This window comes from Bacillus sp. EKM420B, from assembly GCF_011065565.1.
In the GTDB taxonomy this organism is placed as follows: Bacteria; Bacillota; Bacilli; order Bacillales; family Bacillaceae; genus Bacillus; species Bacillus velezensis.
The window spans coordinates 195,643-213,858 of the sequence record NZ_JAAMNX010000004.1 but is presented as its reverse complement, the minus strand read 5'-3'; the positions used below and the strand labels follow the sequence as shown (position 1 = coordinate 213,858).

Annotated in this window: 20 protein-coding genes and 2 pseudogenes; 5 read left to right on the top strand and 17 right to left on the bottom strand. The window is 45.2% G+C overall.

What is annotated here, in order from left to right; translation table 11 throughout:
- Positions 1-104: 104 nt before the first annotated feature.
- A pseudogene (locus G9F48_RS14155) lies at positions 105-1,789 on the top strand (recombinase family protein).
- Positions 1,765-2,385: pseudogene (locus tag G9F48_RS14150) on the top strand (polysaccharide biosynthesis protein); the annotation flags it as partial. The pseudogenes G9F48_RS14155 and G9F48_RS14150, both read left to right, overlap by 25 nt.
- 40 nt (positions 2,386-2,425) lie before the next feature.
- On the opposite strand, the gene msrB reads toward G9F48_RS14150, so the two are convergent.
- Both msrB and msrA read right to left on the bottom strand, forming a co-directional pair.
- Positions 2,426-2,860, bottom strand: a complete 435-nt coding sequence (gene msrB, locus G9F48_RS14145) for a peptide-methionine (R)-S-oxide reductase MsrB (RefSeq protein WP_007409536.1) — start codon at positions 2,858-2,860, stop codon at positions 2,426-2,428.
- A gap of 1 nt (position 2,861) precedes the next feature.
- Positions 2,862-3,395 carry a peptide-methionine (S)-S-oxide reductase MsrA gene (gene msrA, locus G9F48_RS14140; RefSeq protein ID WP_063094973.1) on the bottom strand — a complete coding sequence of 178 codons (534 nt, stop codon included), beginning with the start codon at positions 3,393-3,395 and terminating at the stop codon, positions 2,862-2,864.
- A gap of 128 nt (positions 3,396-3,523) precedes the next feature.
- On the opposite strand from msrA, the gene G9F48_RS14135 reads away from it, so the two are divergent.
- On the top strand, positions 3,524-3,949 hold the full coding sequence (locus G9F48_RS14135; protein WP_003153639.1) for a MarR family transcriptional regulator: 426 nt from the start codon (positions 3,524-3,526) through the stop codon (positions 3,947-3,949).
- Between the two features lie 49 nt (positions 3,950-3,998).
- On the opposite strand, the gene G9F48_RS14130 is transcribed toward G9F48_RS14135, so the two are convergent.
- The 5 genes from G9F48_RS14130 to ilvA all read right to left on the bottom strand — a co-directional run bounded on the left by G9F48_RS14130 (position 3,999) and on the right by ilvA (position 7,698).
- Positions 3,999-4,562 (bottom strand): YpmS family protein, encoded by a 564-nt coding sequence (locus G9F48_RS14130; RefSeq protein WP_003153637.1) that lies wholly within the window; start codon positions 4,560-4,562, stop codon positions 3,999-4,001.
- A gap of 9 nt (positions 4,563-4,571) precedes the next feature.
- The gene (locus G9F48_RS14125; protein ID WP_165409648.1) at positions 4,572-5,327 is read right to left on the bottom strand and encodes an SGNH/GDSL hydrolase family protein; all 756 of its coding nucleotides are present in this window, start codon (positions 5,325-5,327) and stop codon (positions 4,572-4,574) included.
- A 77-nt stretch (positions 5,328-5,404) separates the two neighbouring features.
- Positions 5,405-5,986, bottom strand: a complete 582-nt coding sequence (locus G9F48_RS14120) for an SCO family protein (protein WP_165409647.1) — start codon at positions 5,984-5,986, stop codon at positions 5,405-5,407.
- A 99-nt stretch (positions 5,987-6,085) separates the two neighbouring features.
- Entirely contained in the window at positions 6,086-6,337 is a 252-nt protein-coding gene (locus tag G9F48_RS14115; RefSeq protein ID WP_094247854.1) for a DUF2535 family protein, read from the bottom strand.
- Between the two features lie 92 nt (positions 6,338-6,429).
- Positions 6,430-7,698, bottom strand: a complete 1,269-nt coding sequence (gene ilvA / locus G9F48_RS14110; protein WP_031379000.1) for a threonine ammonia-lyase IlvA — start codon at positions 7,696-7,698, stop codon at positions 6,430-6,432.
- Positions 7,699-7,882: 184 nt separating this feature from the next.
- Here ilvA and G9F48_RS14105 point away from each other — a divergent pair, with 184 nt between their 5' ends.
- Entirely contained in the window at positions 7,883-8,875 is a 993-nt protein-coding gene (locus tag G9F48_RS14105) for a sigma 54-interacting transcriptional regulator (RefSeq protein WP_048367432.1), read from the top strand.
- 16 nt (positions 8,876-8,891) lie between these two features.
- Complete coding sequence (trhA, locus tag G9F48_RS14100; RefSeq protein WP_003153625.1) at positions 8,892-9,530, top strand: PAQR family membrane homeostasis protein TrhA; 639 nt, start codon at positions 8,892-8,894, stop codon at positions 9,528-9,530.
- Positions 9,531-9,571: 41 nt separating this feature from the next.
- Here the strand turns inward: trhA and G9F48_RS14095 are convergent, their stop codons facing one another.
- From G9F48_RS14095 to G9F48_RS14050, 10 genes are all read right to left on the bottom strand, one after another.
- The gene (locus G9F48_RS14095; protein ID WP_015417675.1) at positions 9,572-10,195 is read right to left on the bottom strand and encodes a lysophospholipid acyltransferase family protein; all 624 of its coding nucleotides are present in this window, start codon (positions 10,193-10,195) and stop codon (positions 9,572-9,574) included.
- Positions 10,196-10,210: 15 nt separating this feature from the next.
- Positions 10,211-10,696: a dihydrofolate reductase gene (locus G9F48_RS14090; RefSeq protein ID WP_015417676.1), complete on the bottom strand. Its 486-nt coding sequence runs from the start codon at positions 10,694-10,696 to the stop codon at positions 10,211-10,213.
- On the bottom strand, positions 10,693-11,487 hold the full coding sequence (locus tag G9F48_RS14085; RefSeq protein WP_003153622.1) for a thymidylate synthase: 795 nt from the start codon (positions 11,485-11,487) through the stop codon (positions 10,693-10,695). Before G9F48_RS14085 ends, G9F48_RS14090 begins: the two co-directional genes overlap by 4 nt.
- A 99-nt stretch (positions 11,488-11,586) precedes the next feature.
- Entirely contained in the window at positions 11,587-12,195 is a 609-nt protein-coding gene (locus G9F48_RS14080; RefSeq protein ID WP_165409646.1) for a YpjP family protein, read from the bottom strand.
- Between the two features lie 262 nt (positions 12,196-12,457).
- Entirely contained in the window at positions 12,458-13,228 is a 771-nt protein-coding gene (locus tag G9F48_RS14075) for a class I SAM-dependent methyltransferase (protein ID WP_165409645.1), read from the bottom strand.
- Between the two features lie 39 nt (positions 13,229-13,267).
- Positions 13,268-13,702, bottom strand: a complete 435-nt coding sequence (locus G9F48_RS14070; RefSeq protein WP_003153619.1) for a BrxA/BrxB family bacilliredoxin — start codon at positions 13,700-13,702, stop codon at positions 13,268-13,270.
- Between the two features lie 81 nt (positions 13,703-13,783).
- Positions 13,784-15,460 (bottom strand): dihydroxy-acid dehydratase, encoded by a 1,677-nt coding sequence (gene ilvD, locus G9F48_RS14065; protein ID WP_007409524.1) that lies wholly within the window; start codon positions 15,458-15,460, stop codon positions 13,784-13,786.
- Positions 15,461-15,718: 258 nt separating this feature from the next.
- On the bottom strand, positions 15,719-16,852 hold the full coding sequence (locus G9F48_RS14060; RefSeq protein WP_016936689.1) for a conserved virulence factor C family protein: 1,134 nt from the start codon (positions 16,850-16,852) through the stop codon (positions 15,719-15,721).
- 68 nt (positions 16,853-16,920) lie between these two features.
- Positions 16,921-17,529 carry an HD domain-containing protein gene (locus G9F48_RS14055; protein ID WP_071391713.1) on the bottom strand — a complete coding sequence of 203 codons (609 nt, stop codon included), beginning with the start codon at positions 17,527-17,529 and terminating at the stop codon, positions 16,921-16,923.
- An 11-nt stretch (positions 17,530-17,540) separates the two neighbouring features.
- A complete protein-coding gene (locus G9F48_RS14050) occupies positions 17,541-18,023 on the bottom strand; it encodes a glutathione peroxidase (protein ID WP_061582158.1) in 483 nt (160 codons plus the stop codon).
- Positions 18,024-18,216: the final 193 nt, after the last annotated feature.

Here is an 18,216-nt window from a genome sequence, read left to right as displayed (position 1 = left end):
TCCTTACAATATATTACGTTATTTTCGTATTCAATGTCAGACAGAATATTGTACGAATACTTCTGTTTTTACAGTAAATACAATAAAGAGGAGGTGCTGATTTTTTGGAGTTAAAAAACATCGTTCATTCTTACAACATTACAAATATTTTGGGTTATCTTAGACGCTCTCGTCAGGATATGGAGCGGGAAAAAAGAACAGGCGAAGATACGCTAACAGAACAAAATGAACTCATGAATAAAATACTGAAGTCGATTGAAATCCCCTATGAATTAAAAATGGAAATCGGGTCAGGAGAAAGCATTGAGGGTCGCCCTGTTTTTAAAGAATGTCTTAAAGACCTCGAGGAAGGCAAGTATCAGGCAATTGCTGTTAAAGAAATAACAAGACTCAGCCGCGGGAGCTACAGTGATGCGGGACAAATTGTTAACCTTCTTCAAAGTAAGCGATTGATTATCATTACACCATATAAAGTTTATGACCCTCGAAATCCTGCAGACATGCGTCAGATTCGTTTTGAATTGTTTATGGCCAGAGAAGAATTTGAAATGACCAGAGAGCGTATGACAGGCGCTAAATACACATATGCGGCACAAGGGAAATGGATTTCCGGACTAGCGCCTTATGGATACCGGTTAAACAAAAAAACATCCAAACTAGTCCCAGTCGAAGAAGAAGCAAAAGTCGTTCAATTCATCTTTAACATCTTTTTAAATGGGTTGAATGGAAAAGAAGTTAGTTATACAGCGATTGCTTCTCACTTAACAAAATTACAAATACCGACTCCATCAGGAAAAAAGCGCTGGAATCAATACACAATTAAAGCAATTCTGCAAAACGAAGCGTATATCGGAACTGTTAAATATAAGGTTAGGGAAAAAACAAAAGACGGTAAACGAACAATTAGACCTGAAAAGGAACAAATTGTAGTATCGGATGCACACGCCCCTATAATAGATCAAGAACAATTTCAACAATCACAAGAGAAAATTGCAAACAAAGTTCCCTTGCTGCCTAATAAAAACGCATTGGAATTAAGTGAATTGGCAGGCGTATGCACTTGTTCTAAGTGCGGTGAACCATTATCTAAATACGAAACTAGGCGAACGCGAGAAAACAAAAACGGCACGGAAAGTGTGTATCACGTTAAATCACTCACTTGCAAAAAGAATAAATGCACTTATGTGAGATATAACGATGTTGAAAATGCCATTCTGGATTACCTCTCTTCTTTAAGCAACTTAGATAATAAGACTTTAACAAAACATATCATTTCGATGATTTCTAAATACGAAGACGTAAATAGTAATATGAAAACAAAGAAGCAAATGTCTGAACATCTTTCACAAAAAGAACAAGAGTTAAAAAACAAAGAGAATTTTATCTTCGAGAAATATGAAAGCGGCATTTACACTGATGAACTTTTTTTGAAAAGAAAAGCTGTTTTAGATGAAGAATTTAAAGAACTCCAGATTGCCAAGCATGAACTCAATGGAACTCAAGAAGCGCAATCAGAAATAGACAGTAATACAGTCAGAAACAACATAAATAAGATAATTGATCAATATCACATTGAAACAAGCACAGAGAAAAAGAACTCACTATTAAGAATGGTCTTCAAAGATGTTATCGTTACGATGACACAAAAAAGAAAAGGGCCAATTCCGGCTCAGTTTGAAATCACCCCTATCCTGAGGTTTAATTTTTCGCTTTCGATCTCACCGCCACTGATAGTTCCTCAAAATGCAGTAAATATCTTAAAAAACCGATAAAGCCGTTTCCCCGGTAAACACAATGGGGGCTACGAAGCTGTTGTCCGAGAAGCTGTTTCATCAGGCAAATCATCATGTTCAAAACCGCGGTACGGTGTTTTGTTCGGTCCGCTTCGGCAATGTGCTCGGTTCACGCGGTTCCGTTATTCCTATTTTATTTGAGCAGTTGATGGCAGGCGGTCCGCTCACCATTACGGATAAAAACATGACGAGGTTTTTTATGTCGATCGATGACGCCGCAACGCTCACTCTGCAATCTGCGGCGATTACAAAGGGCGGAGAAACGTTTATTTTTAAAATGGAGTCCCTGAGGCTTGAAGAACTGCTTCACGGGTTTGAAGAATATGCGTTCCGGCACGGACTGCCGCGGCCAGCCGCTGTTGAAGTGGGAAAACGCCCCGGTGAGAAGCTTCATGAAGAACTGACCTCTCCTCATGAGACGGAATCTTTATATGAATGGGGCAATCTTTACGCGATATTGCCGGATCCCGCCAAACATCCGGAATTTCGGAAGGTCAATCTCCCCAGATATCAATCCGATCAGGCGCCGCTCATCACAAAAGACACAATCGTAAAGATTATTGAACGATTACATGAAGAAAAAAAAACATAGAAAAAAGGCCTGTCTGATAGGCAGGCCTTATTGCTGAGCTCTATTTTTCAAATAAATGCAGGCAGGCTTCATAGCCCTCTTCCTTCAGCTTGTCTTTCGGAATAAACCGGAGTGCCGCAGAGTTAATGCAATAACGGAGACCGCTTGGCCCCGGGCCGTCATTAAATACGTGGCCTAAGTGGGAGTCCGCTGTTTTGCTTCTCACTTCCGTCCGGATCATCCCGTGGCTTGTGTCCAGTTTTTCGTCAACCTCTTCTTCCTCAATCGGTTTTGTAAAGCTGGGCCAGCCGCAATGAGAATCGAATTTATCCAGAGATGTAAACAAGGGCTTTCCTGATACGATATCAACATACAGCCCCTCTTCTTTGTGATCCCAGAATTCATTTTGAAACGGCGGCTCCGTTCCGTTATTTTGCGTGACTTCATATTGCATGCGGTTTAATGATTTGATTTTTTCTTCTTTATTAAAAGCCATCTTATCTGTCCCTCCAATGCTCATCCAGAAAGCCTTGACGTCCGGAACCTACACGGTAGCGCCCGTAGTGATCAGGATTTTTCTTATAAAAGTGCTGATGATAGCCTTCCGCTTCATAAAAAGGCTCAGCCTTTAAAATGTCTGTGACGATCGGCTTTTTAAATATGCCGCTTTCTTCAAGCTGTTTTTTTGAGGCTTCAGCGATTTGTTTTTGTTCATCATTATGGTAATATATCGCCGCCCGATATGAACTTCCGCGGTCTGCAAACTGGCCGCCTGCATCAGTCGGGTCGATCTGCTGCCAAAACAGCTCGACAAGCTTTTCATACGGATAAACGTCAGGTTGAAATGTGATTTGAACGGCTTCTCTGTGTCCGGTCGTTTCACTGCACACTTCTTCGTAAGTCGGATTCTCAGTATGACCTCCTGTATAGCCGGACACCACCTTTTCAATCCCGGGCTGTTCGTCAAACGGCTTCACCATGCACCAAAAACAGCCGCCTGCAAATGTGGCGATTTCTTTTTTTTCTGACATACGGGTGCCCTCCTTTGTTCATACGTGGTATTATTATATTATAGCATGTATAAACAGAATAAAAATAATTCTGCTTTCAGGGGAAGCTGAACGAATGCCACGCTGACTACATATTGGAGGTTCATGATTTGAAAGTAAGGACACAAATGATGTATGATATGGAAGCTTTGCTTCGAAAAGTGTTTAAACAAATCAGAAATGAAGTTAATGAAATTCTAGATAAAGAGCTGTCCAGGAACGAATTCACCATTTTGCGGATTCTCAGTGAACAAGGGCCTAAAAAAGTAACAGAATTCGCCCCTATTCTTGAGGTCTCCGCAAGCCACATTACCGCAGTGACCGACGCTTTAGTAGAAAAGGAATGGATCACCCGCATCCGTTCTAAAGAGGACAGGCGAATTATCAGAATCCATATTACGGAAGCCGGGGAGAAAATTGTCGATCATTTCAACCAGAAAAAAACAGAATACTTTTTTAAACGGTTTGACTGCTACTCTGATGAAGAGCTTGCAACGTTAATCAAACTGTTCAGCAAGCTAGACAAAAAACGCTGACACAAAAAAACACAAATCCCTGAAAGGATCTGTGTTTTTTTATGAAAACTTATTGTTTCGGATGATAATAGGAAAATTCAATTTCATCCGTGTCGAGATTGATTTTATCCGCTTTTACATACATGCCGTTGTCTAAAGGCATTTCTGACAGACGGATCTCGATGCTTTTATCCCCGGAATGAACGTGCACAAATGACGGGAGTTCGTAAAAGCTGTCCATATAATTCAGCACAAAGCTGATCGGCAGGCTTAATTCGCCTAATGAAAACTTCGTCACTTTCAAAACCACATCTCCGTTCTCCTGTACGGACGGTTCAAATGTGACGACCGCGTTAATGGAGGTTGAGAATGCTTTGATTTTACCTGCCACGTGCACATCGTTATTGATGTCCACTTTGTAGTCAAGCTGATTCGATGCCTTCTCTTTTAAGTACGAATTCACAAACCTGGCAAGTGATTCTTTGGAGCTTGTGATATGAAAGCCGTACTCACTTTTTGTCTGATCTTGTATTTTCGCCTGCTCTCCCGGCATAACCAATAATGTCACAATTACCGCGGCGGCAATCACATTGAGTGCGAGAAGAACAAAAAACAGCGATTTCCACTTTTTCATCATTTCACCCTATTCTGCTGGTAACCCTTGTTTTTCTATGATGCCGTATAATCGGTCGGCGATGAGTGCATACCCTTTTGCGTTCGGATGAAAATCATCATCCTTTGAAATCCGTCTGCTGCCGCTTTTTTGACTGAACAATTCTTCAACATTCACCGCAGCGGCGTGAGGATCTTTTTCCAGCTCTTTTGCGGCGATCTTGTTCCAATCCGTCACAACCCCATTAATTTCTTTTAATTCAGGCAGCGTAAACGTAAATGGATTATACATGCTGACATACACCAGCTCTGCGTTTTCATTATATTTGCGGATTTTTGAAATGATCGCCTTGAACCGTTTTTCAAAAGGTTTCTTTTCCTTTTGGAACGGCTGAACCGTCAGCTGCATCATATTCTGGCGGAGCACCTTCATTAAGTCATTGCCGCCGATGGTAAAAAAGATATAGTCGGCGCTCCTTAATGATTTCTGCACTTTTTTATTATCAAGCTTTTCCAGCAGGTCCGACGTTTTGTCGCCCTGCACCGCATAATTTTTAATATCTACCGTTTTCACATGTCCCTTTTTCTTAAGAGACTCCGCTGCCCTGCCGACGTATCCTGAACCGTCAGGATCTCCTACTCCTTCAGTCAATGAATCACCGACCGCAGCTATGACAATATGATCTTTCGTTTTCGGTTCTTCAGCGTCAGAACCGGTGCGCTGGACAGAACAAGCTGATAAAAGCAAAGCCAGTCCGGCGATCAATGAGAACATTCGCAGCTTCAATCTGGTTGCTCCTTCCCCGTCTACTAGTGGAAAGTGTAACATGTTTTTTCAGTTTTGAAAATGTCTAATCTGCCAGTTTACTTGAGCTCCTCAGCCGCTTTGACATCTGAGAGGATATCATCATACGGAACCTTCTGCACGCCGTCATAATCTTTAAGCACCTTGCCGTCAGGTCCGACTAAATAAAAAGAAGTTTTATGTATTACCTGATCCTCTCCCTCCGGCTTTTTGACGATTGCTTTAAAGCTGTTCAGCGCAAAATCTTCAATGTCCTTTTGGCTGTAACCGGTCAGAAAATCCCAGTTGCGAAGCGAAAGCGGATATTTGGAAGCAAAGGCTTTCAGCTGTTTCGGCGTATCATTTTCAGGATCTACACTGAATGACACAATCCGCACGTCCAGGTTCTCAGCCTTCAGTTTTTTTTGCAGTTCGGTCATGTGGGCCGTCATCGGCGGACAGACTGTATTACAGTTTGTAAACATAAAATCGACAATCCAGACATGCCCCTTCAGGCTTTTCAGTGACACTGTTTTCCCGTCTTGGTTCTGATATGAAAACGGCTCAATCTGATAGTTCAGCGGGTCTTTTATCGTTTTCCCCCCGCAGGCGCACAAGAGCAGCAAACAAAAGACGGCAGCGAAGCTTTTCATTTTTTTCATTTCCATTCCCCCCCATAGATAAAACGCTTACAGCGTTCATCATAAAAAAATTCCCGCACCCTCCCTTATCAAAAGGAAGGCGCTAAGGAATGTGCACCGTTATGCGTTATGTTTTAAAATCTCTTGGATGAAAACGGCCTCATAATCTTTCCACTTCATACGGCGCTTGACATATTGTCGGAATGAATACACTGTTCTCACACTTTGTGAAGCAAAAACTTCTCTCAAATAAAGCTCAAGGTGCTGATGAATTTGAAAAAAATAATGTTCACCTTCCGTGACAACCGGTATTTCTGTCACTTTTACCTGAATCCCGTCCTGTCGTTTGAACTCTAGGCTTTTGAGTAACAAGATATCAATCCTTCTTTTTCGATTGTTTTCTTTTTATTATATACAATCTGAGAAAGCGTGTCTGTCATTTTGCGCGGCCGTTCTAAAAAAAGTCAGATTAACAGGTGGAACAGATCCTGATCTTTATTCACCTCTACGTAATGAAATCCTTTTTGATTCATCCGGGCAATGAGCGCGCCGTAATCTTCCCGATGCTTAAGCTCAATGCCGACCAATGCGGGGCCGCTGCTTTTGTTATTTTTTTTCGTGTATTCAAACCGGGTGATGTCATCATCAGGACCGAGCACCTCATCAAGGTATTCGCGAAGCGCTCCCGCCCTTTGCGGGAAATTAACGATAAAATAATGCTGCAGCCCCTCGTAAATCATGGAGCGCTCCTTCATCTCCTGCATTCTGCCGATGTCATTATTCCCTCCGCTGACCATGCAGATGACGTTTTTCCCTTTAATCTCTTCTTTGTACAGATCAAGTGCTGACACGGACAATGCACCCGCCGGTTCAGCCACGATAGCGCATTGATTATATAATTCAAGAATCGTGCTGCACACTTTTCCTTCCGGGACAAGCAAAACGTCATCGACGATGGTTTCGAGCGTTTGAAAGGTTTCAGCGCCGATTTTTTTTACGGCCGCCCCATCGACAAATTTATCAATTTTCTCAAGTTCAACCACTTGTCCGGCTTTTTTCGATTCAAAATAGGAGGCTGCGCCCTTCGGCTCTACAGCTATGATTTTTGTATCCGGCGAGATGTTTTTCATGTACGTGCCGAGCCCGGACAGGAGTCCCCCTCCCCCTACGCCTGCAAAAAGAAAATGCGGTTCAACATCAATGTCATTTAAAATTTCGATGGCAGCCGTTCCCTGTCCGGCCATGACATCGGGATCGTCAAACGGATGAATAAACGTGCGGTTTTCTTTTTCACAGCATTCCGCAGAACTCTTATACGCATCATCGAAAGTGTCACCCGTCAATATGATTTCAACAAATTCTTTTCCGAACAGCTCCACTTGGGATACTTTCTGTCTCGGTGTAGTTGACGGCATAAAAATCTTGCCGTGAATGCCGAGGTGTTTGCATGAAAACGCAACCCCCTGCGCATGGTTTCCCGCACTTGCGCATACAATTCCGTTTTCAGTCTGCTCTTTTGAGAGCTGCCTCATTTTATTATAAGCCCCTCTGAGCTTAAATGATCTGACCACCTGCAGGTCTTCTCTTTTCAAATAGATATTGCAGCCATACCTCTCAGAAAGTCTGTCATTCCTCTGCAAAGGCGTATGTATCACAACGTCCTTTACGTTTTGGTGCGCTTTTAAAATGTCTTTTACCTGGATGAGAGAGTCTTCTTTAAGCAACGGTTTCATTTACAGAGTCCTTTCTTATTTAAATCCCTATTTAATATGCCATTATAACATGAATATTCGAACAATAAGATAATTATTTTAATTTTGTAAATAAAAATAAATGAACCGATACAAGAGAAAAAGATATTTTCGATCGCATAAACGTGTTATACTTAAACCAATTAGAACCAAAAGGAGCCAATTCATGAGTGTAATTGAACAAACTGATCCTTTTTATCAGCTAGCCGGCGAACATCACACCTTTTCAGAAGCGAAACGATTGGCCTCGCAATTTGCCTTATCTGATTTGCCAGTCTTCATAACAGGTGAAGTCGGAACCGGAAAAAAACAAATGGCCAGAGCGATCCATCATAAATCCCGCAGAAACAGCGAACTATTTATTACCGTTCACTGCAGCCAAAGCGAAGATCGGCTCGAATATGAACTGTTCGGCGCTGAAGGTGCATTAAACAGAGCCCGCCGCGGAACATTATTCTTATATGAAATCGGAGACATGCCGCTCTCGGTACAGGCCCGCCTTCTTTCCGAGCTGGACGCCGGGCTTTCCGCCCGCATCATTGCAAGCAGCACGGCGAATCTTGGCGATACCGGCGCGGAAAACACGTTCAGCATAGATTTATTTTACAGGCTTCACGTGTTATGCCTTCCGCTCCCTGCTTTATCTGAACGAAAGAGCGATATACCGCTTCTTCTGCAGCATATGCTGACAGTCTCGGGGCAGCATATTCATATCGATCCGTCCGTTTATCCGCTGTTTGAGCGGCACACCTTTAACGGCAACATCAGAGAACTTCAAAATGCGGCGCACTATATGGCCGCGGCAGCATCCGGCAGCACGATTTATCCCGAGCATGTCCCGCCGTATATCAAAAACAGCCAGAAAGCGAAAACCGCTAAGAAAAAAGAAAAACGGCTGACATTGATGGAGAAAGAAGAGTTTTTGTTTATTTTGGAAGCAATTAAAGACTTAAATACAAAAGGCGAACCCGCCAGCAGACGGAGCATATCCGAATTAAGCGAAAACAGCACAATGACATTAACGCCCCAGCAAGTCAGAAACAGGCTTGATTACTTAGAAAAGATGAACTATGTGACAAAAGGCCGGGGACGCGCAGGAACAAAAATCACATTAGAAGGGTTGACCTTTTTGCAGTCACTGCAAAAACAAATCCTTTAAAAAGGAGGACATTTGATTGTTCACAATAAAAGAGGAAATCGCAAATGCCGTCACACACGGAATCGGTGTATTGCTGTCGATTCCGGCGCTTATTTTTCTCATTATCTTCGCGGTGAAATACGGCTCGCCGACAGACATCGTCAGCTTTTCAATCTTCGGCGCTTCAATGCTCCTGCTGTATCTCAGCTCGACTCTTTTGCACAGCATTCAGCATAAAAAAACGAAAGACATTCTTGAGATTGTGGATCATTCCGCGATATACGTATTAATAGCCGGAACATATACGCCATTTTTATTAGGACCCCTTAAAGGGGCGCTCGGTCTGACCCTTTTAATTATTGTTTGGTCGCTTGCCATCGGAGGCATCGTGTTTAAAATCTTTTTCGTGAAGCGGTTTATCATTTTTTCAACGCTTGTCTATTTAATGATGGGCTGGCTGATCATCATCGCCATTAAACCGCTGTACGCTTCGCTGTCAGGCCCCGGTTTCGGTCTTCTTCTTTTCGGCGGCTTATTGTATTCCGCCGGCACAATATTTTATATTTGGAGAAAGGTTCCGTATCATCACGCCATTTGGCACAGTTTTGTTTTAGGCGGCAGCGCCTCGATGTTTTTCTGTATTTTGTTTTATTGCGTCAAAGTTCCCTTTATCTGAAATAAAAAAGCACAGCCTCTCGTATAGAGACTGTGCTTTTTTTATGCACGGAGCCGTTTCTGACCGGCCGGATAATAAGCGGGCTTTATATGTAATTCAATGTCAGCCGGTTTCAGCCGTTTCAATAATCTGCCCCGCAGCAGCCGGTCTGTTCCCGAAGTGCTGACGGGCACAATCGGGAGATCGAAACGTAGGGCCAGTTCCTCCGGATTGATTTTGCCGTCTTCGGACAGAATCAGACTTTGCCCTTTTTGCAGACGGACTTCCGCCTCCTGAAGCACTGCATCCCGGCTGTCTCCGCCACAAATGACACCCATCAGACGCAGCCAATTTCCGAGAAACGGCATCCGGAAAGCTTTCTCGCCAGCGATAAAACCAGCCGGCTCTTCAAGATGTCCCGCGAGCAGCAGAAGATCAGCCGGGCGCAATTTGGGATGCACATACAATACGGGGCCGTCCGGGATCGGCTGATCATGATGAATGCCGATTGTCGATCCCGACACGTCAATACAGCCTCTCATAAAGGCTTTCGGCCGTTCATACACCAGCCTCATTTGTTTTTGAAAAGAAAGCCGCGGGTCAAGCTCTTTTTGATTGATATATTCCTGAATATTTTTCATGAACATAAATACAACGTACATCACAAGGCAGCCGTAACGAATCAATTCTTGTCCCCCTGCTTAATTCTTTTTCTCGTATACAAGGTACTCATAATCGTAAGGATTTTTTTCATTTTTTACTCCCTGTTTGCGGGAGGTCAATTCCCATTCAGCTTCATTAAATTCCGGAAAAAAACGGTCTCCTTCAAAGACATGGTGAATTTTTGTCATGTAGAGTCTGTCCGCATAAGGAAAGAGCGCACTGTACAGCTGGGCGCCGCCGATTACAAAGCATTCTTCATCCGCCGGGATCAGCTTGAGCACTTCCTCAGCCGAGTGGGCGGCAATACAGCCCGGGAATGAAGATTCGTCCCGTGAGGTTACAACGATGTTACGCCGGTTCGGAAGCGGGCGTCCGATTGATTCAAACGTTTTCCGCCCCATTACAATGGTGTGGCCCGTCGTCACTTTTTTGAAATACGCGAGATCATCGGGAAGGTGCCAAGGCAGATCGTTATCTTTTCCGATCAGCCGGTTCTCATCCATCGCAAAAATAAACGAAATCATACGCTGACAGCTCCTTTTATGTGCGGATGCGGGTCATAATCCTCAATGATAAAGTCTTCAAACGTAAAATCAAAAATAGAATCAACATTTCGCGCAAACCGCAGTTTCGGCAGCGGACGGACATCCCTTGTCAGCTGCAAATTCACCTGCTCCACATGGTTTTGGTAAATGTGGACGTCTCCGAATGTATGAACAAACTCACCCGGTTCAAGCCCCGTCACATGCGCGATCATCATTGTTAAAAGCGCATAAGACGCAATATTAAACGGCACGCCGAGAAAGACATCCGCTGAGCGCTGATAAAGCTGACACGACAGTTTTCCATCCGCGACATAAAACTGAAACAGGCAGTGGCAAGGCGGAAGCGCCATATGATCAATTTCGCCGACATTCCAAGCGCTGACGATTAAACGTCTGGAATTCGGGTTTGTCTTGATGTCATGAATCAGCCGGGAGATTTGATCAATGGTCTCGCCGTCCGCTCCGCGCCATGAACGCCATTGAGAGCCGTAAACCGGTCCGAGTTCTCCATTTTCATCCGCCCATTCGTTCCAGATGCGGACTCCGTTTTCCTGAAGGTAGCGGACATTCGTATCTCCTTTTAAAAACCAAAGCAGCTCATGCGCGATGGATTTAAAATGGAGCTTTTTCGTCGTAAGCATCGGGAAACCTTCCTGAAGGTTAAACCGCATTTGGTAGCCGAACGTGCTGATCGTACCCGTTCCCGTGCGGTCTCCTTTTTTTTCTCCGTTTTCTAACACATGACGGCACAAATCTTTATATTGTTTCATTTTTTTCATCCTTTTAAATTAGTCTTTTAGTAGTGTAACACAATAAAAAATCATTTCTGCAAAATTTCTCAGAAATGATTTTTTTATTTCTTCTCGCTATTACACGCTCATCCAGTCAGGCGGCGTATTGCGGTCCCAGTAAATGCTGCCGAGCTCATGATGTGATTGAAATCCGTCTTCAGCGGTATGGTAATGAAAATTAAACCAGTAGCCGTCTTGCGGAGGATGATCCCGGCGGACGTGGAACCTTAAAAGATCTTCACCTGTCAGCCTGTTATACACATGAAAAATTTTTTCGGTTTTTCCGGCCGACGGTTTACTGGAAATAACCACATCCTGATACGCTTCATCATCTTGAAACTTGGCTAAATGTCCTGTGATCACATCTTCGATTTTCGGCAGAATTTCACTTCTGTAATCATCTTCAATGACCGGAGAGATTTTGCTGCCGAATTTTAAAAATGATTGATTTTCAGCATCACCGAGAAGCTGCTGCTGATACGATTGAAACAGTAATTGAGGCTCCCGCCCTGCCTTCGCTTCTCCCGGCAGGGCGTGTTCATCATAAAAAGCGGTGTAATCATTCTGCTCAAGACTGCTCGACTGTCCTGAAGGCTTGTCTGTCATCAAAGCAGCCGGAGGAGACACGAGTCCGAACGTTACAATGGTAAACAGAACCACAAGGGTCTTTTTCATCCACAATTTCATGATAGATTGTTCCCCTCTGTTTTATTGTCCTCTTTTCCTTTATTTTAGCATAGATTAAAGCGCGGCGTCATGCCCGGCAGCGTATTATCATGCAATATGGGAAATTGGTAACTGTGACCGAGCGGATAAACCGCTTACAATAAGAAGGAGAAAAAGGAGGGGATGAGATGATTAACGCTTTATTTGCGACTGTATCACTTCTCACGCTGCTTTATTTTGTCGTTATGGAAATCACTGATTAACGAAAAAGAAGCCCATGATATCATGAGCTTACATGGATGACACCGAAGTGGAAAAGCGCCGTCTTTCTTTTCAGCACCTTGAAGCCGTATCGTTCAAACCGCGGGCTTTTCCAATGGTCTTTAAGCACTACGCATTTTTTCGCCGCCCGGACGGCTTGCGTGATGCACTCTTCGTTAAAACCCTCTTCTGCCAGCGCGCGGAGCGGTGCAATGCCGTCTGACGTTTCAACAGGTTCGTGAAACATCGGGTCAAAATAAATGACATCTACCGATGAATCAGGAAGCTCCCGCAAATAATCGGTGCAGTCGGCATGTTTAACCTGAATGCGTTTCATGGCAGTTTGGAGCTGCTCCATTCCGGTTTCCCACGTTTGAAGTCCTGTTTCTACAAGCAATGAGACAAGCTTGTTTTTCTCCAGGCCGATGACTTGCCCGCTTTTTCCGACTGCCAGGCTCGCCAAAATCGCATCGGATGCCAGGCCGAGCGTACAATCTAAAAAGGAATCCCCCTCGTGTAATCCGGCTGCTTTTAACAACGGCTCGGCTTCCCCTCTCAAAAACCGCTTTGCGCGGAACATCGCTGTATTCGGGTGAAAAAAGAACTTCTCCCCTTGCTTCGTGTAAAGTTCGAACCGTTCCTTTCCGATGACTAAAAGATCGCTAGCGGCTCGTTCCAGCATTTTTTCAATGGGCTGTTTATTGCGGCTGCAGTAAGTGTCACCCAGCCTGACACTGAGTGACTGCGCTGTGTGTATCGTATATTCGCTTGGTCTGTAACTCGTTGTGATCATCTTTTTCTCCAAAAAGAAAATGCCCGGAATTCGGGCATTTCAGCAGTGCGCATCGAAGGCATCCGTCAGATTTTTCATAATTTCCTCCATGTCATGCCCTTCGATTTCGTGGCGGGGAATAAAATGAACGACCTCTTTCCCTTTTAACAGCGCCATTGATGGCGAGGAAGGTTCCTGCCCCGTAAAATATTCACGCATTTTTGCAGTTGCGTCTTTATCTTGACCGGCAAATACGGTAACCGTATGATCAGGCGCTTTTTCATGCTGTAAAACAGCCTGAGTCGCAGCCGGACGGGCGAGGCCGGCTGCACAGCCGCACACGGAGTTGACAACGACCAATGTCGTGCCCTCTGCCTGTTCCATAAAGCTTTCTACTTCTTCAGCAGTCGTTAATTCCTGAAAACCCGCACCCGTCAGCTCACGGCGCATCGGCACGACCAGCTGGCGCATATATTCTTCATAAGCCATTGACATAAAAAAGCCCCCTCTAAAATCCTTATATGAAGTCAAGGATACTATAGAGGGGGCGGGAATTCAATTGTTCAGGCCTCTGTTTTATATTTTCATGATTCCGCCTGTATTGGCGCTTGTTACGAGTTTGGAATACCGGGCTAGATATCCTGTTTTTACTTTCGGCTCGAAGCCTTTCCATTCGGCCTTGCGTTTTTCCCATTCTTCTTCAGGCACTTGTACGTCCAAAATCCGTTTTTCTATGTCAACGATGACATGGTCGCCGTTTTCTACGAATGCGAGCGGGCCGCCTTCAGCCGCTTCAGGTGATACGTGCCCGATTGAAAGACCCCGGGACGCTCCTGAAAAACGGCCGTCTGTAATTAGCGCCACTTTCGGGCCAAGCCCCATTCCGACAATCTGAGACGTCGGAGCAAGCATCTCCGGCATGCCCGGTCCGCCCTTTGGCCCTTCATAACGGATAATGACAACATCTCCTTCTTTTACTTTGCGGTTTATAATGCCTTCAAGCGCGGCATCCTGGGAATCAAAGACGACAGCGGGACCTTCATGTCTTGTAATCCCATCCTGTACGCCGCCTGTTTTGATAATGGCGCCGTCCGGAGCCAGATTCCCAAACAGGACGGCCAAACCGCCTTTTTCGGTAAACGGATTGTCAAGCGGATGAATCACGTCATAATCCTTTACTTCATGACCCGCAATTGTTTCTCCGAGTGTGCGGCCTGTTACAGTCAGCGCGTCAAGATGAAGCGCCCCTTCTTTTTTCGCCAATTCATTAAGGGCCGCCGAGACTCCGCCCGCTTCGTGCAGATCTTCAATGAAGACGTCCGAGGCCGGCGCCAATTTCGATAAGTGAGGCACTCGTTCAGCCACTTCGTTAATGCGTTCTAAAGAGTACTCAACCCCAGCTTCATTGGCAAGCGCAAGCGTATGTAGCACTGTGTTGGTTGAGCCGCCGAGAGCCATGTCTAACGCAAACGCGTTGTCAATCGCTTTTTCGGTGACAATATCACGCGGCTTAATGTCTTTTTTGATGGTCTCCATCAATTGGGCCGCTGATTTTCTCACAAACTCTCTTCTCTCCGGTGAAGTTGCCAGAATTGTTCCGTTTCCCGGAAGCGCCAGACCGAGCGCTTCAGACAGACAGTTCATGGAGTTTGCCGTAAACATGCCTGAACAAGATCCGCACGTCGGACAGCCGAACTGTTCCAGCTCCTGCAGGTCGCTTTCACCGATTTTCCCGGCTTGATATGCGCCGACGCCTTCAAATACTGAAGAAAGCGAAATTTTGCGGCCGTCGCTTGTACGGCCGGCTGCCATCGGCCCCCCGCTGACAAAAATGGTCGGAATATTAATCCGCATAGCCGCCATCAGCATCCCCGGCGTAATTTTGTCGCAGTTCGGAATGCAGACCATTCCGTCAAACCAGTGCGCCGAGACGACCGTTTCAACTGAATCGGCAATGATTTCACGGCTCGGCAGCGAATATCTCATGCCGATATGTCCCATCGCGATTCCGTCATCTACTCCGATCGTATTAAATTCAAAAGGCACACCGCCCGCTTCCCTGATTGCTTCTTTTACGATTTTTCCAAATTCCTGCAGATGAACATGTCCGGGAACGATATCGATGTATGAATTGCAGACCGCGATAAACGGCTTGCCGAAGTCTTCTTCTTTTACGCCGGCAGCGCGAAGCAGGCTGCGGTGCGGCGCTCTGTCAATTCCCTGTGTGATCATGTTGCTGCGTAATTCTGCCATGGTGATCCCCCTACTGTTTTTAGACTGTGCGATATTTTTAAAATTTTCAGTTTATTTAAGGGCGCATTCTGTATATATCTACAGTTACAGCGTTTCCGCCCTGTCCGCTTTCGTATTCTTTTTGTATCTCGATAAAAACCCTCCAACAATTAATATTGTACTTACTATATAGAGTTTTGAATCATTTTTCAACAATATTCTAAATAATTTTTATAAAAAGTGAATTCAAATAAAAAAGGTGCATGGCGCACCTTTTTATTACTGCTGTTCTTTTTTTCTGCTTTCAGTCATTTGTTTCCAGACTGAACCTTTCGCCTCTTCTCCGTGCTCAATCCGTTCAATCGCCATTTTGACTTGCAGGCTGACTTCGAATTCCGGATCGTCTTCCGCCGCTTTTAATGCTTCCAGCGCTGTTTCATCGCCGACTTCATATAAAAACATGGCCGCGCGCCAGCGCACGAGCTTACTTGAGTCACTGAGCGATTTTATCATTGCCGGGATGGCGCTCGCATCGCCGATATCTGACAGGCAGTCACCCGCCGTCCTTCTGACCGTCACCGTTTTGTCTTCAAGCGCTTTGTATAGCAGCGGAAGCACAGACGGCTTTTCGATCATTCCTAAATAGACGACGGCTTGTCTTCTGATCGAGGTCTTCGGATCATGAAGCGCTTTTTCCAATACAGGTAAATCGTCTTCATCCGGGTCCATTTGCTCAAGATGGGCATAGCGCTGTTTCCAGTCTTCATCATCGAGCATATCCGGTGTCACTTTATAAGCTTTCCGCTGCACTGCCGGCTTGGCCTCACCTTTTTGCTGTGCGGCCGCTTCGGTCAGGCGTTTGAGCCGCTCATCACTGTAAGCAGCCTGAAGCTCTTCTGTGACATCGTGTCCGATTTCGGTAAAATCTCCGAAGCGGACGCCTTGTTCTTTCCAGGAGCGCTCAAATACGACATTTGAGGCTTCTGAACGCAGCTTTAATATGGCTTCTTGAAAACGTTCCGGAAGGCCGAACCGTTCTTCACGTTCGCCGTCTGTCAATTTGACCTGCATCGGGATTCCGCTGAACATTTGGACGAAAACCTTCACTTCTCCGAATGATTCCTGTTCAGAACGGCTCTCAGACTGCTCCGTTTGTTCCATTCCGAAGGCTGATCGGACTTGCGGCAGAATTTCCTTCCAGTCAAAACGGGCGTTTCTCTCCACAGCCAAAAAATCAGCAACATGATAAACGCCTTTTACTCCCTCAATCTTTAAAATATCACGTACGACGGCCGGAGCATCTTCTGCCTGATCCGGCTTATAATTGTTGCTTTTGCCGGCCGGAAGCTCTTCAGTCAAGATCACTTTCATCGTGTTCGGACTCGGCGTCGGTTCTATTGATTTAATCTTCATATTGGTCCTCCTATGCACAATCTGACACTTATTCTAACATAGTCGGCACAAGCGTTCTATTGCGCCGCTTAGCTTTTGCCGATGCCGGCCTCTTTTTGGATACGGGCGGCGAACTGCAAAAGAAATTGATGCCGCTCCTCTGCTAAACCGGCTCCCGCTTTTGTATTCATTAAGCCTTTAAGCTTGATTAATTTATCCTCTATATGGGCCAGCACACTTGTTTGAGTTCCGTACATCGGGTGACCCTTCGCGCCGGCAAACATAAAAGCCCTGCCGATGCCCGCTGCGCCGATCGCATCAAGCATGTCTGCATCCTGAACAACTTTCCCCTCCAATGAAAGCGGCCGCTTTATCAGCAGTTCCCTGTGTCTGAATGACATTCTCGTGATGATATCCGCGATCTCCTCAATGGAGCCAGCCGCAATGTTGAAAGCAGCCAGCCGTTCTGTCACTTCGCCTGCCGTCAGCCTTTCGCTTTTTTCGAGCTTGGCGTCAATCAGATCATGAACCAGCGCGGCCGTCTCAGTGATAAATAAGTCGGCGCCTTCTTCTTTTGCCATATAAACAGAAAGTGCTGCGACCCGGGAAATATGAAGCCAGTCATGGCCTGTACGTTCATTGATAAGCTTTTCTCTGACCCAATTCCTGACGCTTTCCAGCTGCTCTTTTTCGTTCACCGTATCACCTCTTATTGGGCCAAAAGCCTCTGCACCGTATCTTCAAGCTCTTTTGGGTTGACGTTCGGTGAAAAACGCCCGGTGACTTCACCGTTTCGGTCCACGATAAACTTAGTGAAATTCCATTTGACCGCTTTTGTGCCGAGCATCCCCTTCGCCTGCTCCGTCAGATATGTGAAGAGAGGATGAGCGTCTGCTCCATTGACATCAACTTTCGCAAACATCGGGAATGTGACTCCGTAGTTTTTCACACAGAACTCTTGAATTTCCGCTTCGTTTCCAGGTTCTTGGTTCATGAATTGGTTGCAGGGAAATCCCAATATTTCAAGACCTTCCTCCCGATATGTATCATAGAGCTCCTGAAGCTGCTTGAGCTGGGATGTAAACCCGCATTTGCTTGCTGTATTCACAATGATCATCACCTTGCCTCTATAAGCCGATAGCGTCATGTCTTCGCCTGTTATGGTCCGTACGTTTATATCGTAAATTGTCATCTGCGGCCCTCCTTTTTACATTCTTCATTTATTTTACCTGTTTTACACTGCAAAACAAACGGTAACCGCTTTTTCCTTCCACTTAACGGAAAACGTATTTTTCGAGGAACCAAACGGCTCTTTACCCGTCATAATAAAGAGCCGCTCCGAATTTATGTCCATTTACCGCTTTTATCCCTGTCATTATGCGTTA

Coding starts and splice junctions, on each gene's coding strand:
- msrB (WP_007409536.1), bottom strand. CDS start 2,860: ATGGCTTTTAATAAAGAAGAAAAAATCAAATCATTAAACCGCATGCAA.
- msrA (WP_063094973.1), bottom strand. CDS start 3,395: ATGTCAGAAAAAAAAGAAATCGCCACATTTGCAGGCGGCTGTTTTTGG.
- G9F48_RS14130 (WP_003153637.1), bottom strand. CDS start 4,562: ATGAAAAAGTGGAAATCGCTGTTTTTTGTTCTTCTCGCACTCAATGTG.
- G9F48_RS14120 (WP_165409647.1), bottom strand. CDS start 5,986: ATGAAAAAAATGAAAAGCTTCGCTGCCGTCTTTTGTTTGCTGCTCTTG.
- ilvA (WP_031379000.1), bottom strand. CDS start 7,698: ATGAAACCGTTGCTTAAAGAAGACTCTCTCATCCAGGTAAAAGACATT.
- G9F48_RS14105 (WP_048367432.1), top strand. CDS start 7,883: ATGAGTGTAATTGAACAAACTGATCCTTTTTATCAGCTAGCCGGCGAA.
- G9F48_RS14090 (WP_015417676.1), bottom strand. CDS start 10,696: ATGATTTCGTTTATTTTTGCGATGGATGAGAACCGGCTGATCGGAAAA.
- G9F48_RS14085 (WP_003153622.1), bottom strand. CDS start 11,487: ATGAAACAATATAAAGATTTGTGCCGTCATGTGTTAGAAAACGGAGAA.
- G9F48_RS14080 (WP_165409646.1), bottom strand. CDS start 12,195: ATGAAATTGTGGATGAAAAAGACCCTTGTGGTTCTGTTTACCATTGTA.
- G9F48_RS14075 (WP_165409645.1), bottom strand. CDS start 13,228: ATGATCACAACGAGTTACAGACCAAGCGAATATACGATACACACAGCG.
- G9F48_RS14070 (WP_003153619.1), bottom strand. CDS start 13,702: ATGTCAATGGCTTATGAAGAATATATGCGCCAGCTGGTCGTGCCGATG.
- ilvD (WP_007409524.1), bottom strand. CDS start 15,460: ATGGCAGAATTACGCAGCAACATGATCACACAGGGAATTGACAGAGCG.
- G9F48_RS14060 (WP_016936689.1), bottom strand. CDS start 16,852: ATGAAGATTAAATCAATAGAACCGACGCCGAGTCCGAACACGATGAAA.
- G9F48_RS14050 (WP_061582158.1), bottom strand. CDS start 18,023: ATGACAATTTACGATATAAACGTACGGACCATAACAGGCGAAGACATG.